At 52.9% G+C, this 14,323-nt stretch carries 14 protein-coding genes; 6 read left to right on the top strand and 8 right to left on the bottom strand.

Translation table 11 applies throughout. The annotated features are described in order from the left end of the window. Nucleotides 1-9: 9 nt before the first annotated feature. From ACT3RP_RS12615 to ACT3RP_RS12595, 5 genes are read right to left on the bottom strand one after another with little or no spacing between them, the layout of a single operon-like run. Nucleotides 10-1,662: a fatty acid--CoA ligase gene (locus ACT3RP_RS12615; RefSeq protein WP_096279267.1), complete on the bottom strand. Its 1,653-nt coding sequence runs from the start codon at nucleotides 1,660-1,662 to the stop codon at nucleotides 10-12. A 40-nt stretch (nucleotides 1,663-1,702) separates the two neighbouring features. Next, nucleotides 1,703-2,890 (bottom strand): beta-ketothiolase BktB, encoded by a 1,188-nt coding sequence (gene bktB / locus ACT3RP_RS12610; protein ID WP_444672496.1) that lies wholly within the window; start codon nucleotides 2,888-2,890, stop codon nucleotides 1,703-1,705. 46 nt (nucleotides 2,891-2,936) lie between these two features. Next, complete coding sequence (locus ACT3RP_RS12605) at nucleotides 2,937-4,097, bottom strand: acyl-CoA dehydrogenase family protein (RefSeq protein WP_483393896.1); 1,161 nt, start codon at nucleotides 4,095-4,097, stop codon at nucleotides 2,937-2,939. Continuing rightward, entirely contained in the window at nucleotides 4,094-5,647 is a 1,554-nt protein-coding gene (locus ACT3RP_RS12600; RefSeq protein ID WP_441683879.1) for a fatty acyl-CoA synthetase, read from the bottom strand. Before ACT3RP_RS12600 ends, ACT3RP_RS12605 begins: the two co-directional genes overlap by 4 nt. Before the next feature lie 39 nt (nucleotides 5,648-5,686). Then, on the bottom strand, nucleotides 5,687-6,916 hold the full coding sequence (locus ACT3RP_RS12595) for an ABC transporter substrate-binding protein (RefSeq protein ID WP_441683881.1): 1,230 nt from the start codon (nucleotides 6,914-6,916) through the stop codon (nucleotides 5,687-5,689). Between the two features lie 224 nt (nucleotides 6,917-7,140). Between ACT3RP_RS12595 and ACT3RP_RS12590 the strand changes: the two genes are divergently transcribed. Both ACT3RP_RS12590 and ACT3RP_RS12585 read left to right on the top strand, forming a co-directional pair. Next, on the top strand, nucleotides 7,141-8,001 hold the full coding sequence (locus tag ACT3RP_RS12590; RefSeq protein ID WP_096282331.1) for a TatD family hydrolase: 861 nt from the start codon (nucleotides 7,141-7,143) through the stop codon (nucleotides 7,999-8,001). A gap of 4 nt (nucleotides 8,002-8,005) precedes the next feature. Beyond that, nucleotides 8,006-8,485: a hypothetical protein gene (locus ACT3RP_RS12585; protein ID WP_444672493.1), complete on the top strand. Its 480-nt coding sequence runs from the start codon at nucleotides 8,006-8,008 to the stop codon at nucleotides 8,483-8,485. Here ACT3RP_RS12585 and ACT3RP_RS12580 read toward each other — a convergent pair. Then, the gene (locus tag ACT3RP_RS12580; protein ID WP_441683884.1) at nucleotides 8,482-9,066 is read right to left on the bottom strand and encodes an elongation factor P hydroxylase; all 585 of its coding nucleotides are present in this window, start codon (nucleotides 9,064-9,066) and stop codon (nucleotides 8,482-8,484) included. The two genes, ACT3RP_RS12585 and ACT3RP_RS12580, sit on opposite strands and share 4 nt — an antisense overlap. A gap of 138 nt (nucleotides 9,067-9,204) precedes the next feature. Here ACT3RP_RS12580 and ACT3RP_RS12575 point away from each other — a divergent pair, with 138 nt between their 5' ends. The 3 genes from ACT3RP_RS12575 to ACT3RP_RS12565 all read left to right on the top strand — a co-directional run bounded on the left by ACT3RP_RS12575 (nucleotide 9,205) and on the right by ACT3RP_RS12565 (nucleotide 12,449). Then, nucleotides 9,205-10,623 (top strand): MATE family efflux transporter, encoded by a 1,419-nt coding sequence (locus ACT3RP_RS12575; protein WP_444625713.1) that lies wholly within the window; start codon nucleotides 9,205-9,207, stop codon nucleotides 10,621-10,623. Between the two features lie 2 nt (nucleotides 10,624-10,625). Further along, nucleotides 10,626-11,633: a DUF3080 family protein gene (locus ACT3RP_RS12570; protein ID WP_441683888.1), complete on the top strand. Its 1,008-nt coding sequence runs from the start codon at nucleotides 10,626-10,628 to the stop codon at nucleotides 11,631-11,633. 120 nt (nucleotides 11,634-11,753) lie between these two features. Beyond that, complete coding sequence (locus tag ACT3RP_RS12565) at nucleotides 11,754-12,449, top strand: hypothetical protein (protein WP_441683890.1); 696 nt, start codon at nucleotides 11,754-11,756, stop codon at nucleotides 12,447-12,449. 77 nt (nucleotides 12,450-12,526) lie between these two features. Here the strand turns inward: ACT3RP_RS12565 and tusA are convergent, their stop codons facing one another. After that, a complete protein-coding gene (tusA, locus tag ACT3RP_RS12560) occupies nucleotides 12,527-12,781 on the bottom strand; it encodes a sulfurtransferase TusA (protein WP_441683892.1) in 255 nt (84 codons plus the stop codon). Between the two features lie 29 nt (nucleotides 12,782-12,810). Between tusA and ACT3RP_RS12555 the strand changes: the two genes are divergently transcribed. Next, complete coding sequence (locus ACT3RP_RS12555) at nucleotides 12,811-13,098, top strand: antibiotic biosynthesis monooxygenase family protein (protein WP_096279229.1); 288 nt, start codon at nucleotides 12,811-12,813, stop codon at nucleotides 13,096-13,098. Between the two features lie 19 nt (nucleotides 13,099-13,117). Here ACT3RP_RS12555 and rlmM read toward each other — a convergent pair whose 3' ends face one another. After that, nucleotides 13,118-14,185 carry a 23S rRNA (cytidine(2498)-2'-O)-methyltransferase RlmM gene (gene rlmM / locus ACT3RP_RS12550; protein WP_444672479.1) on the bottom strand — a complete coding sequence of 356 codons (1,068 nt, stop codon included), beginning with the start codon at nucleotides 14,183-14,185 and terminating at the stop codon, nucleotides 13,118-13,120. Nucleotides 14,186-14,323: the final 138 nt, after the last annotated feature.

The following is a 14,323-nucleotide window of genomic DNA, read 5'->3' as shown; positions in this document are numbered from 1 at the left end:
TTAGACACTCTAGACTTCGCTACGAATACGTTTTTTATCCAGCTTACCCACGCTGGTCTTGGGGATTTCATCGACGAAACGGATCATGCTCGGAATGGCCCAGCGTCTGAGTTTTCCCTGGGTGACAAACTGCTCTAGAAATGCCTGTACATCTGCCACCGTCGGCGGGTTGTTAGCGTCGACGGCTACAGCCAATGCAGCCGGACGTTCTCCCCACTTGTCATCGGCGACGCCGATCACGGCCACCTCGGCAATCCCAGGACACTGGCTGATATAACTTTCAAGCTCTAACGATGAGAGCCACTCGCCCCCCGTTTTAATAACATCCTTGATACGATCGCTAATGGTTAGAAAGCCACGTTCATCGAGAGAGCCTACATCCCCGGTGTGAAGCCAACCATCGCGCCATAGCTCGGTGCTGCGCGCCTCTTCTTTAAAATAGGCTTGAGTCAACCAAGGCGCCTGGACGCGCACTTCGCCGATGCTTTTACCATCCTGCTGTAGTGGCTCATCGTTGGAATCAACAACCTGCAGCCTAACCAAAGGAATGGGCAGCCCCGCTTTACAGCGCCAGGGCAGTTGGGTCGCAAAATCGGCGGTGGCGATATCCTGGGGCAAAATTCCGGCGGTCAGCAGTGGACAGGTTTCCGACATGCCATAGGCGCTGCGCGTATCAATCCCAAGTTCCCAGGCCTTGCTTGCCAACGATTGCGTTAGCGCACTGCCACCCACCAGCACCTTCCAACCAGTGAGATCAATCTGTTTTGAGGCAACCGCCTCAGCGCTAACCACCATGTTTAATAGCGTCGGTACACAGTGTGAAAAATCGACCTTTTCGCTGACCAGCAGTTTCACCAGCATTTCTGGCTCATATCGCCCTGGGTAGACCTGGGTAGCCCCCATCAGCGTAGCCGTATAAGGCACGCCCCAGGCATGCACGTGAAACATGGGTGTAATAGGCATATATACCTTGTCTCGATTCAACAGCTCAAAACCTGGCGCTTGGAACGCACTCGCCTCGCTTAAGGTATGTAATACCAATTGGCGATGGGTAAAGAAAACCCCTTTAGGGTTGCCCGTGGTGCCCGTCGTGTAAAACAAGGTCGCCACGGCGTTTTCATCAAAGCGAGGGAATGCATAGTCAGTGGGCTGCTCACTTAACAGCGATTCGAACTCACCAACAACAGGAAGAGTGGTATTAAGAGCCTGTGACGCGTCTTGGCACAGCAGGTAGCCACGTACTAAGGGAAGTTTATCGGCCAGCGGCTCAATCAGCGATATGAACTCTTCATGCAGGATAACAAAAGCGTCTTCGGCGTGCTCCATGGTGTAAAGAACTTGCTCCGGCGCCAAGCGTACATTGACCGTATGCAGCACTGCGCCAATCATTGGAATCGCAAAAAAACACTCCAGATAACGATGGCTATCCCAATCTAACACGGCCACCACATCACCCGCTTTAACACCCTGAGCAGTCAGCACGTGGGCCAGTTGATGGACTCGCTCGCGAAAACGCCCGTAATCGTGGCGGCTTTGGTCTCGATATACGATTTGATTATCGCCGGCCATGCGAACACCCGCGTCCAGCAAGTCGCCAATCATTAGAGATGGATTGGTGGCCGACGCCGTTGCCGGTAACATTTTTGGTGTGATCGTGGACATTAAAACTCCTTTTCGCTTGTTCTTGTTGCGGCGAGCTTCTTTAGCAGCGCTCAATAAGCAGCGCAATACCTTGACCGCCGCCAATACACAGCGTGATCAAGCCGTAGCGACCGTTAATACGCTCTAATTCATGCAGCGCTTTGAGAATCAAAATAGCCCCCGTCGCGCCCACTGGATGGCCTAGCGCAACCGCCCCACCGTTAGGGTTGAGCTTTTCCAGTGGAAAGCCTAGCGTCTGCGCTACCGCCATTGCTTGAGCAGCAAAGGCCTCGTTTGATTCAATCACATCAATATCATGAATACTAAGGCTTGCCTGCTGCAGGCAGCGCTTAACCGCGGGAATCGGCCCTAAGCCCATAAGCGATGGCTCAACACCCGCCATCGTAGCTACCCGCAGGCGTGCCCGGGGCACCAGTCCGCGCCGTTTCGCTTCATCTCTGTGAGCAAGGACAAGCGTTGCCGCGCCGTCATTAATGCCTGACGCGTTGCCTGCGGTCACCACACCGTCCTTTTGAAAGGCCGACTTCAGCCGCGTTAAATCGCCTAGCTGGAGACCTTCGCGCACGTGTTCATCCTGACAGAAACGCACCGTCTGCTTACCTTGGCTTATTTCTATCGGTACAATTTGAGCATCAAAGCGACCTTCCGCTATTGCCCAAGCCGCCTTTTGGTGGCTTTCAAGAGCAAATTGATCCAACTGTTCACGGGTAAATCCATACTTTTTAGCGATGTTTTCTGCGGTGCATCCCATATGGCCGCTACCAAAAGGATCGCTAAGTATGCCCAAGGTTAAGTCCTGGATGCCCATATCGCCCATACGCACACCGTTGCGCGCCGGAGGCGGTAACAAATAGGCCCCGCGAGACATGGATTCAGCACCTCCCGCTAACGCCAAACGACTATCGCCTAAAACGATCTGCTGTGCGGCAGACACCACGGCCTGAACACCCGATCCACACAGTCGGTTAACGTTGAAGGCACCGGCTTCCTTGGGCACGCCAGCGTTCAGCGCAATATGCCGCGCCAAATAGGCATCTTGAGGGCCTGTGGTAATAATGTGGCCGAAAACAGAATGGTCAATATCACCAGCCTCAACACCAGAGCCCCGTAATGCCTCTTTCGCGGTTATCGCCCCCAATTCAAACGGCGCCATGCTTGAGAGCGACCCGCCAAAACTGCCAATAGCGGTGCGCGCACCCGCTAAGATCACGACATCATCCAACCGCATAGATATTTCCTCATGTCTTAACTAACTGATTCTTAGCAACGCTTTATTAGCGACTCGATGAATCCACTTTGCCAAGCAGCGAGCGTGCAATGACCTCTTTCATGATCTCTGAGCTACCGGCATAAATAGTCTGCACTCGTGCGTCTCGATAAAAGCGTGATATAGGATATTCCTCCGTATAACCGTAGCCGCCAAACAGCTGCAGGCAACGGTCCACCGCTCGGCACTGCAGCTCACTTAGCTGCAGTTTTAAAATCGCGGCATCGGTGCTGCTCATCGTCCTTTGGCGGTATTTTTCGAGGCAGTGCTCGAAGTAGGCCCGTGCGACGTCTAGCTGGGCCTTTATATCAGCCAGGACAAAACGAGTATTTTGAAAATCAGCCACGCGTTGCCCGAATGCTTGGCGCTGCTCCACATACGCTAAGGTAAGCGCTAACGCGCCTTCTACTGCGCCCAAGGCCTGAGCGCCAACGCCGAGACGTTCGCGCGGCAGCTCCTGCATTAAGTAGCGAAAACCGGCGCCCTCTTCGCCCAGCAAAGCATCATGAGGCAACTGAATATGATCAAAGCTAAGCTCGGCGGTGTCGCTGGCGTGCTGGCCGATTTTTTTGATTGGCTTGCCCCGTGCAAAGCCCGACAAATGAGTATCGACTAAAAACAGAGAAACGCCTTTTGCGCCAGCGCTAGGATCCGTCTTGGCACACACAATCACCACGTCGGCAAACTGCCCGTTGGTGATAAAAATTTTGCTGCCGCTTAACTCCCAGCCTTCATTAGTGCGTTTCGCGCGAGTGTTCATTGATGCCAGATCGCTACCGGCATGGGGCTCGGTCATGGCAATGGCGCCGAGAATTTCGCCACGGGCCATGGTTGGCAGCCACTGCTCGCGCTGTGAGGCCGTCCCTAGCGTTTGCACATAAGGCATGACGATATTGGCGTGAATATTATAAGCGCTGGCTAAGCCACCAAATCCTTGGCGAGAAAGCTCTTCCAGCACGAGCTGGGTAATCCCAATATCGGCCTCTGACCCACCGTTTTGTTCATCTAGATCAATACCCAACAAGCCTGCAGCGCCTAACGCATGCCACAACGAACGGGGGATTTCGCCTGAGGCCTCCCACTGATCGTAAAACGGTGCCACTTCTTTCGTGAGACAGCGCTTAATCATGCTGTAGAACAGCGCGCTTGCTTCCTGGTCCACGCTCATGGCTTAAGCTCTTGACGTAGATGGCGCTTGAGGATTTTTCCAGCGGTGCTCTTGGGTAACGCATCGGTAAAGACAATGTGCTTAGGCACTTTATAAGGCGCCATTAACGTTTTGGCGTGATGAATCAGCGCTTCCTCGCTGACCAACTGGCCCTCTTTCAACACCACCACTGCAGTGATGGCTTCGATCCACTTCTCGTCGGGCTGACCGATCACCGCCACTTCAGAGACCGCCGGGTGCTTAAACAGCCCTTCCTCTACCTCACGGCTAGCGACCAGTATGCCCCCAGTATTAATCACATCTTTAATGCGATCGACAACGTATAAGTACCCCGCTTCGTCGAAGTAACCCACGTCCCCCGAGTGGAACCAGCCGCCTTGAAATGCTTCTTCGGTCATCGCCGCTTTATCCCAGTATCCCTTCATAAGCTGCGGTGAGCGATGGACAATCTCTCCATGCTCGCCGGAAGGTACGTCATTCATGTCTAGGTCGACGATGCGCGTCTCCACCGTCAATATGGGCCGCCCGGCGGAAGCAGGCCTCGCGGCATGCTCTTCAGGACGCAGAACGGTGGCTAACGGGGCAATTTCGCTCTGCCCATAGCAGTTGTATAGCCCTACGCCCGGTATGCGCTGCTGCAGCTCCTCCAGTACCGGCACCGGCATAATCGAGGCACCGTAATACGCTTTGTTGAGGGCACTTAAGTCAAAGCGGTCAAATTCAGCATGGCGTAGCAAGCTGATCCAGACCGTTGGCGGGGCAAAAAAAGATGCGACCTTGTGGTTAGACATGGCGCTTAAACATAGCTCAGGAAGCGGCGCTTCAAGCAAATAGACGGTAGCGCCCAATAACAGCGCGGGCATTAGAAAAACGTGCATTTGCGCTGAATGGTAAAGCGGCAACGCGGCGAGCATGGCGTCATTGCTCTTAATATCCAGCTCGACCATGCAGGCCATGTATTCGGCCATTAATGCTTGATGCGTCATCATGGCGGCTTTGGGCGCCGCAGTGGTGCCCGAGGTATAAAGTAGTTGAGCGAGACTGGCGCCATCGACTGCAGCGTCTGGCTCTTGGCTAAGTGCTGCTGATCTCGCATGCCTTAGCACATCAAAACTGCCGGCAGTACTCTCCTGCTCAGCGTGTAGCGTTCCCATCAGGGCCAAATTCAACCCCTCTGTCGCGGCATTCACTTTGCTAGCAAGACTTATATCACTCAGCAAGCCCATGGCACCCGACTGTTCAAGAATGTAGCGCAACTCCTCGCTGCTTAGCGCAAAGTTAATAGGCACATGCACTAAACCTGCCTTGGTAGCTGCCAACCAAGCAATCACATATGCGTCAGAGTTTTTGCCATAAACGGCCAATCTATCACCTGGTACGAGGCCTGCTGCCAGCAAGCCATTAGCCACCCGATTGGCGGCTTGACTGAGCTCAAGATAGCGCCACTCACGTTCACCAAATACCAGTGCCAACTGATGCGGATACTTTCGAGCGCTGCGACTTAAAGCGGCCCCAATACTATTTTGCTGAATAATAGACGGTTCAGACATGCTAAATCCTCAAGTGGGTGGCCGTTAATGGGCAACGCTTTAGCTCGTGACCAGTGGGCAAACACTTTCTGAAAGCGGCCGGAAGGCTTCTTCTGCAGGAATGGTACGAATGATATGGAAAAGATCATCCTCATCCTGCGACTCTTCAGGCGTCTTAACTTCGACTAGATACATGTCATGCACCATGCGGCCATCCTCACGGATGTAGCCATTGGTAGCAAAGATGTCGTTGATGGGCGTATCAGCCATTTGCTGACGCACGGTTTGTGTATCGTCCGTGCCCGTTGCTGCAATGGCCTCAAGATAATGGCGAGTGCTGGAGTAAAGCCCTGCATGAACCATCGTTGGCATACTGCCCGTGCGTTCGCGAAAGCGTTCAGCCCAGGCGCGTGTCTCGTCGTTTAAATCGTAATACCACGCTTTGGTAAACTGTAAGCCCTGTGCATTCTCTAGCCCAATACTGCGCACATCGGTACTAAACAGCACCATTCCGGCTAAAATCTGGCCTGCCTGGGTAATGCCGAACTCCCCCGCTGTCTGCACGGCGTTAATCGTGTCGCCGCCAGCGTTGTTTAACGCAATAACATCCGCACCCGAGGCCTGAGCCTGGAGCATAAAAGAAGAGAAATCACTATTGGGGAACGGGTGCCGAGCGCTGCCCACAATGGTGCCGCCATTTTCTGTGACGACTCTTGTGACATCAGCCTCTAGCGCATGGCCAAACGAGTAATCGGCACTCAGCAGGTACCAGTTTTTATGGCCCTCGTCGGTAATGGCTTTTGCAGTGCCATTGGACATCGCCCATGTGTCGTATACCCAATGAATATGATTAGGCGAGCAGTGTTCGTTAGTAATAGCTGACGACACGGCACCATTGACCAGCCCAAGCTTGTCGGCTTCTTCTAATAAACCTACCGCAGCGAGCGTGACAGATGATGCCACCAGCCCGGTGACCATATCGACATTACGTTCGTCGATCCATTCACGCACTACGCTTGAGCCAACGTCTGGGCTATTGCGATCATCGGCACTAAATACCACGATATTGGCGCCGTTAACGCTTCCGCCGATATCTTCAATCGCCATCATGATGGCATCTTCGCCTAGCGGGCCAATAGGGTCGCGGTAAACGCCTGACATATCGGCTAAATAGCCGATCCGTATTTCATTATCAGAAACACCTTCAGCAGCAACAGCCAGGGAGGCACTGCTAGCCAGTAGAATACCAATGGCGAGCGTGGAGACAGCAAAGCGGTGAGATATTGGCATGGTTATTAGACTCTCTATTGTTGTTATTAAATCAATGGCCGCAGAATCGCCGGTAATACCCTCACTTCATCCTAGCCGCAAATACCCCGTTGCTGTTTACCTAACAAGCCAAGTTTTTTGCAATTCGTGCCATTCGTGCGCACTGACCACTATCAACAGAGCATTAGTCGATGTACGCGCATACCGTTACAATGGAGGTTTTCTATCTGGCTAAGGAGCAACGTTTGGCTACTGCTGACACTGATGCGTTTTTACCCGAAGCACTACAGTTTCGCCCTAGCGCTCCTTTAATAGATATTGGTGCAAACCTGACTCATGAAAGCTTTGGTCGCGATCTTGAGGCAGTGATCGAGCGTGCCCAGGCGGCGCAGGTAACGACTATGATCGTGACCGGCACTGATCTCGCCCATGCTGAACAGGCCGTTGCACTCGCCAAACAATATTCTGGGTTATACGCGACGGCAGGCGTACATCCCCATGATGCCAGTCACTGGAATGACGACCTGTCGCGCTCGATGGCGGCGTTACATGCCATGCCAGAAGTGGTCGCAGTGGGTGAGTGCGGGCTGGATTTCAATCGTAATTTTTCGACGCCTCAGCAGCAGGAGCGTGCCTTTGAGGCTCAGTTGGCACTCGCCGTTGAAAGCGGTTTACCGCTCTTTTTACATGAGCGGGATGCGGGTCAACGGATGCGCGAAATATTGCATGCATGGCGAGACGACATCAGCCAAGCGGTGGTGCACTGCTTTACGGCCGACCGCGATACGCTTTTTGGCTATCTCGACCTAGACTTACATATAGGTTTAACCGGCTGGATCTGCGATGAGCGACGCGGACATCACCTGCGCTCGTTGGTTAGCGATATACCGCTGACACGGTTGATGGTGGAAACGGACTGCCCCTACTTGCTGCCCCGCAATCTGCCGGCGAAATTAAAAGGCCGTCGACATGAGCCCGCACTGCTGCCGTGGATAGCGCGCGAGATTGCCCAGTGGTACGGCATCAGCGATGCAGCATTAGGCGCAGCCACGACCCAAACCGCACAGCGATTTTTCCGCCTTCCTACGACGCCCCTAGAGGAGTAATAGCGTGTCTGATTATCCAGGATTTATAGCCATTGAAACAGGTGAAGACGATGGCCTACCGCTAGCCATTGCTTGGTCACTACCCGATGGTCGTGTAAAGCAAACGTTGATTCAGCCGGATGACAGCTGGATTAAAGAAGACACGAATGCCTTGGGCGCCTACAGCATGGAAGAACTGGAAAGCCTCGGCGTAAGCCCGCTTGAGGTGATTCGCGAGCTAGAGACCGATCACTTTTCCGCCACGCTATATACCAGTGACAACGGAGAAGACGAAGCGGCGCTTGCGCGTCTATTCGACACCTATGGGCTAGACCCTTTTGTTGAGCTTGCCCCCGCCTCGGCACTCTACCCATCGATCACTCCTAGCGAATGGCATCGCCAGCGCCGGGAAACCTTTAGCGAACTGGGTCTGGAACCGATGCGGCCAGAACATGAGCTCGAGGTCATGCTGTCGATGCATCAGCGCCTAACAGACGACGATTAAGCGCTGGCCGTCACGTCTAATTGATCTAACACAGCCTGCCCTTCGGCGATGGCGTCCGCTAGCGCTTTCTGGTGAGAGTAAAAGCAGTTAATGGCCACCAGGAAAGCGTTAGCGCGTACAGGCAGCCCTTCTTTCAAGTAGCCTTGCGCGCGAGATACAACGCGCGCCGTAAATGCACTTCTATCGACCTCAACATCGCCACCGAGATTATCGACACTGATATTAAACGGGCGGCCGCAGGCATGAGTAAATATTGATTCGAGCGCCTGTGGCGCAATTTCAGCCCGCTCGAACAATGCCTGCTGCTCGGCATTACGTCCATCAGGACAGTACCAGTAGCCGTAATCTTCTTGCAGGCGCCGCTGCGAGCCAGCAATACACCAATGGCTGATTTCATGCAGCGCACTGGCAAAATAGCCGCGCGCAAAAATCACCTGGTGATAAGGTGTTTCATTATTCGCGGGGCGATAAAGAGGCTCATCGTCTCCTCGAATCAGGCGTGTTTGATAGCGCTGGCCAAAAACACCATCAAATAGCGCGGTAATATCTTCAAGGGTCCAGCGCTCCTCGGCGTAACTCACATTGACCTCATTTGTCGTTTAATTTGCTGCATTATACCCGCCGGATGAACACCAGCTAAATACTAGGCGGCAAGGCTTAGTGATCCCTGCTAATCTATCGCCTTTTTATAGCTTAACTCGCCAACTAGGAGCCAACCATTGGGCGATTTCACTCGACACGTTAAATCAGTGTACTGGCCGGAAACGCGCGCCTTGATCTTTTTGGCACTGCCCATTTGTGGTGCTCAGTTGGCTCAGGCGGGGATGAGCGTTGTCGATGTCATGATGACTGGACGACATAATGCTACGTCACTCGCGGCGGTCTCGGTTGGCTCCAGTCTATGGATGCCGCTAATGCTATTTATGACCGGCACCTTGATGGGGTTGACGCCGATTGTGGCTCATTTACTCGGTGGCCAGCGTCAAACGGCCATTCGCCCAGCAGTACACCAGGGTCTTTGGGTCGCCCTACTGCTAGGCATCGTCGCGGCGTTGCTGCTTTGGTCAGTCGTGATGCCCATATTTGAATTAATGGACGTGCCACCCGCCGTCGCCCGCGAATCTGCAGCCTATCTCTCTGCCGTGGCATTTGGCATGCCTGGAATTGCGCTCTTTCAAGCGCTGAGGGCATTCTCAGATGGTATGAACCATTCTCGCCCGGCACTGTGGATTAGCCTGGTAGGCTTGAGCGTCAACATTCCCGCCAACTATGTCCTGATTTACGGTGGCGATGGGTTAGTTGAGCTATTTGGCTCCTGGACACCTGACATCTTGCAGCAAATACCCGCGCTAGGCGCCTTTGGCTGTGGTGTAGCGACGGCGTTCTCAATGTGGACGATGGCGTTAGCGATGGCTTATTACACGCGCCACGGGCGTACGTATAAAAGTGTGGCTATCTGGCAAGGGCTAACGCTCCCACAGTGGGCAGGCATTCGCGAACTCATCGTCGTGGGCGTCCCCATTGGCGTGGCTATTTTTGTTGAGGTAACGCTATTCACATTTATTGCGCTATTCATTGCAAGCTTTGGTGAAGTTACCGTGGGCGCCCATCAAATAGCGCTGAGTTTCACTACTATTCTGTTTATGCTGCCTATGTCGCTGAGCATGGCGTTAACCGTGCGCGTTGGTAACACGCTGGGGCAGCAGCGCTGGGCGCTTGCCAGAAAAGTCGCCTGGAACGGGGTTATCATTAGTGTGATCATCGCGATTATTAACAGCACGCTACTCTGGTTCACGGCGGTACCCGTTATCTCACTCTATACGTCGAATAACGAGATACAGGCCCTCGCGCTATCGATCATTGCATTGGCCGCTATTTTTCAGCTATCCGACTCTCTTCAGGTTACGTTGGCAGGCGCTCTAAGAGGCTACAAGGATACGCGTATCGTTATGGTCATTACGGTACTCTCTTATTGGATTGTCGGCCTAGGGGGCGGCCATTGGTTAGGCACTTATGGTGTAGGTAATATGGTTGCGCCGTTAGGGGTTCACGGTTACTGGATCGGCCTCATTGCTGGTTTAAGCACTGCCGCACTCCTGCTCGGCTGGCGCCTACAGCACATCAGCGTTCGGGAGTAATCATGGTTCGATGGGCGCATGCTTGTGTCACGCTCGCGCTAAGCGCCCTACTGGCTGGCTGTGGCGACAGCCCCGCTGAAAAGCAGTGGCGAGCCTATCATCAGCAGCTTGCAACTGATCTTGCACGGGCAGATATAGATAAGACCGATATAGATAGAGCAGCTCCGGCAAATATTGGCGCGTTTCCTGATCGCAAAGATCGCCTTATTGATATTCCTGAAACGCGGGACAGCATACTCAACGTTTACGCGCTGCGTGAATGCCAAATCACCTCGCTAATCGCGGCACGTAATAATCAGCTTGGCCGCGTAGCGCCTCCCAGCCAGCAGTGGCTATATGAACGAACGCTATGGCAGCGGCTAAGCGTCTGTTCGCATAGCGACGTTGCCGACCAGTTAAACCCTGAAGATCAAGAACGACTACAGCAGTTAACGGCAACAAAAACGGCACAGCTATCCGCCGTAAGCTGGAACGCTATCTTTGATTCCAGCGAGTGGATAAAAAGCTTTTCGCGCTCAAGCCAGCCTTTAGCCAATGTCGATAAAGCGGTTATCGCAGGCCATCTCGAGGCTATCGATTATTTACAGGAAATGACCGAGCACCAGTTTGACCTCGACTGGCAGCAAGACTCATCAGCCCTTGAAAACCATCTAAAAACGCTGCAAGAGCGGCCACTGACGGCTGAAATTTTGCGGGCGTTATTACTCGCCACTCAACGCTTAGCCGAAGAAAATACGCTATTAACGCAGCAAAGCGATACTCCCACACGCTGTTTAACCCCTTGGAACCCACAGCTGCTTGAGGATTTAGCAAACACGGCGCATGAGTGGCTTACTGCGATCAATCGGTTAATCGATGCGCAGCAGGTCGACAAGCCAGCAGCAGTCCAACGTTATCAAGTGCGCTGGCTTTCACTGCAATACCCAGGTGCTCCGTGGCAAAAGTTTCAACAGGTAAGTACTGAACATAACGCGTTAAGAGCACGTTTCTCTGCTTGCACTACGAATTAAATTGCCCAAACCCTTAACCTTATAAGCAACTTGTGCTATTGGTGAATATAAGAGGTGAAGAATGCAGCAAGCTAGCCTGCTTCGCCACTGTCATGACCACGCAGCACAAGGAGGGACACAATGGGCGCATCCCTGTCACCCCGCTCTGCCCAGGTCATCGACCTGGAAACCGTGCGCCAACGTCAGCAGGCGCAAAAGTGCTTAGTCCGTTTAGCACCTGAGCTAGATGGCATTGAGATGGTGTATAAGCTCGCTGCGAACCCTGACACTTATTACGGCATGCCCATTCTAGCCTGGGGGTTAAGAGAGGACGGCAACATTATCGGTCTAGTACCGTGGATGGAAACCTTAGCCGCCTGCCAAGATCTGAACAGTGAAGAAAATGGCTATTTCGTTGGCTATCGTGATCCTGAAACGGAAGAAATTTTCGATTCCCCACCCGATCACAAGTTTCATGAGCTAATGGCGGCAGCGGAATACTTCGATTATGAGGCTTCAGGCGACGTCAGTCTTATTCAGCAAATCCCAGATACACTTGGTACACATGCTTTGTGTATGAACCACCCAAACTCGCCTTGGCATATGAAACCCGTTTACGGCTGGCGGCTTTACAGTGACGGCAGTCTTGACGCGCTGCTAGCCGACGAACAAAAAGCGCTAATGACACCCATTCTTCTCGGCGACAAGTGCCTATACAGCGCACAGGATCGCCACCAGACCGTTTATTTTTTCCAACGACATATTGCTAACCGCATATTGGAAGAAGATCCGGCGACGCTGGATGCTCTCGCCATGATGGTCGTGGCAAGCGATTGATACAGACGCTGAACAGTTGCACTAATAGCGAGGCCAGTAGCTCTGTGCCTCGCAAGCTTCAAAGGCCTTAAGCGGGGCTATGCTAAGCGTATAAAATAAAGGTAGCTGCTCTCGGATGAGATATCTTGCCCAAGTAGCTCATGGCCCAGAAACTGACAGAATTTAGGCACGTCACGCGTTGTCGCTGGGTCTGTAGCCACCACTTTAAGAACCTGACCTGACGCCATATCGCGCACTTTATTATGCATCAACATAATCGGCTCTGGGCAATAGAGTCCAGAGGTGTCTAACAACTCATCATAGCTGGGTAAGTTACCCGTATTAGCAGCCATTGATATCCTCGATGCAGGAAGCAAAGCGTATGATTAAAATCATCATCGAACGGCGCATTATGCCCGGCCTAGAAGAAGAGTATGAACAAGCGGCACGGGAAGCCATGCGCGTCTCTTTAGGCGTAAGGGGCTTTGTCGGTGGCGAAACCCTCGTAGAGCGTGGCCATACCGATCGCCGTTTAATGATTACTAAGTGGCGCGACATCCGTGCTTGGAAAGAGTGGCACTCAAGCGATGCGCGCACAATGGCTATGCAGCGTATTTTACCGCTACTAACCGAAGATGAAACTATCCGTATTTACGAGCCCGGCTATTAAACTTGAAAGACCGTCGGTACTAGCTTCTGAGCCTTACATGCACAGTGACTTCTTCGCGATCATGGTAAAGATGACGACACGTTACCTTAGCACTGACACCCGCTTTTTCCAGCGCGTCTTCCAAAGTCGTTAAGCAGCGCGTTACTTCGTCCCAGCGCTTTTTCATAGGCAGTTTGAGGTTAAAGATTGCCTCTTTACACCACTTACGAATTAGCCAGCGCTCAACCATCGCCAGCACGCGTACAGGCTTATCGACAATATCACACACCAACCAGTCTAAACGCTGTGGTGGCTCCCAGGTAAAACCATCTTCTTTAAGATGATCAATCTGCCCTGTCCCCATCAGTTGAGGATCCATTGGGCCATTATCAATCGCATACACGTACATGCCGCGCTGTACGAGCTGCCAAGTCCACCCGCCGGGTGCAGCGCCTAAATCAGCGGCCTGCATATGCGGCGCAAGACGCGTCTCCCACTCTTCGCGAGGGATAAATTCGTGCCATGCCTCTTCTAGCTTCAACGTTGAGCGACTAGGCGCACGCGAAGGAAAACGCAGCCGACGAATACCGTTAACAAGCTCACTACGATTACCCGGAAAGCTCATTGCCAGCTGCGCTTTATCACCATCGGTCCAAAAAATGTGTAGCCGTCTAGCACCCGCACTTCGCCTTAACGCGCCACGCTTCTTTAGCAAGCTTTCCAATGGCTTTTTAAGCGCCTTGATTAGCCCTGCCAGTGCTTTACCGTCGTTAGTGTCCGGCGTTTCATGCCAAATTTCTTCGAAGTTCCAGCCACTGGCCTTGACCTGCTCCAATATAGCGGTAAGACGATCATCACGCGATAGGCTCAGCGCAGGCAGTGCCGCTAGGCTCTGGCGAGCGAAAATCAGTGATTTAAAGGCAGCTTGGCGGTGCAAATCATTCACCGGTTCGCCATCGATACGCGTTAGGCTTACCCACCCTTCTCCGTAAGATGCCTCACAGGGAACATCGAGCCGTTCTGCGTGATGTTGCAACTCGGCCAGCGCATCATGCTCAAACCCAGGACGACAGTAAACTAGCCACGAAGTGGGTACTATCTCACTCACCCTTTCACCTCAAACTTAGCATATAGACATGGCGGATTATTTCGAGTCGAAGCGATAACCCTTAACGGCTGCATCATAGCATTTCTGGCAGCGAGGCGGTCGGCAATACGCGCAGCTATATTGTTTACGTTTTCTCGC

Origin of the sequence: Halomonas sp. AOP5-B2-8 (assembly GCF_052376475.1) — a bacterium.
Classification (GTDB): domain Bacteria; phylum Pseudomonadota; class Gammaproteobacteria; order Pseudomonadales; family Halomonadaceae; genus Vreelandella; species Vreelandella casei.
The sequence above is the reverse complement of the archived record's forward strand: the minus strand, read 5'-3'. Positions and strand labels throughout refer to the sequence as shown.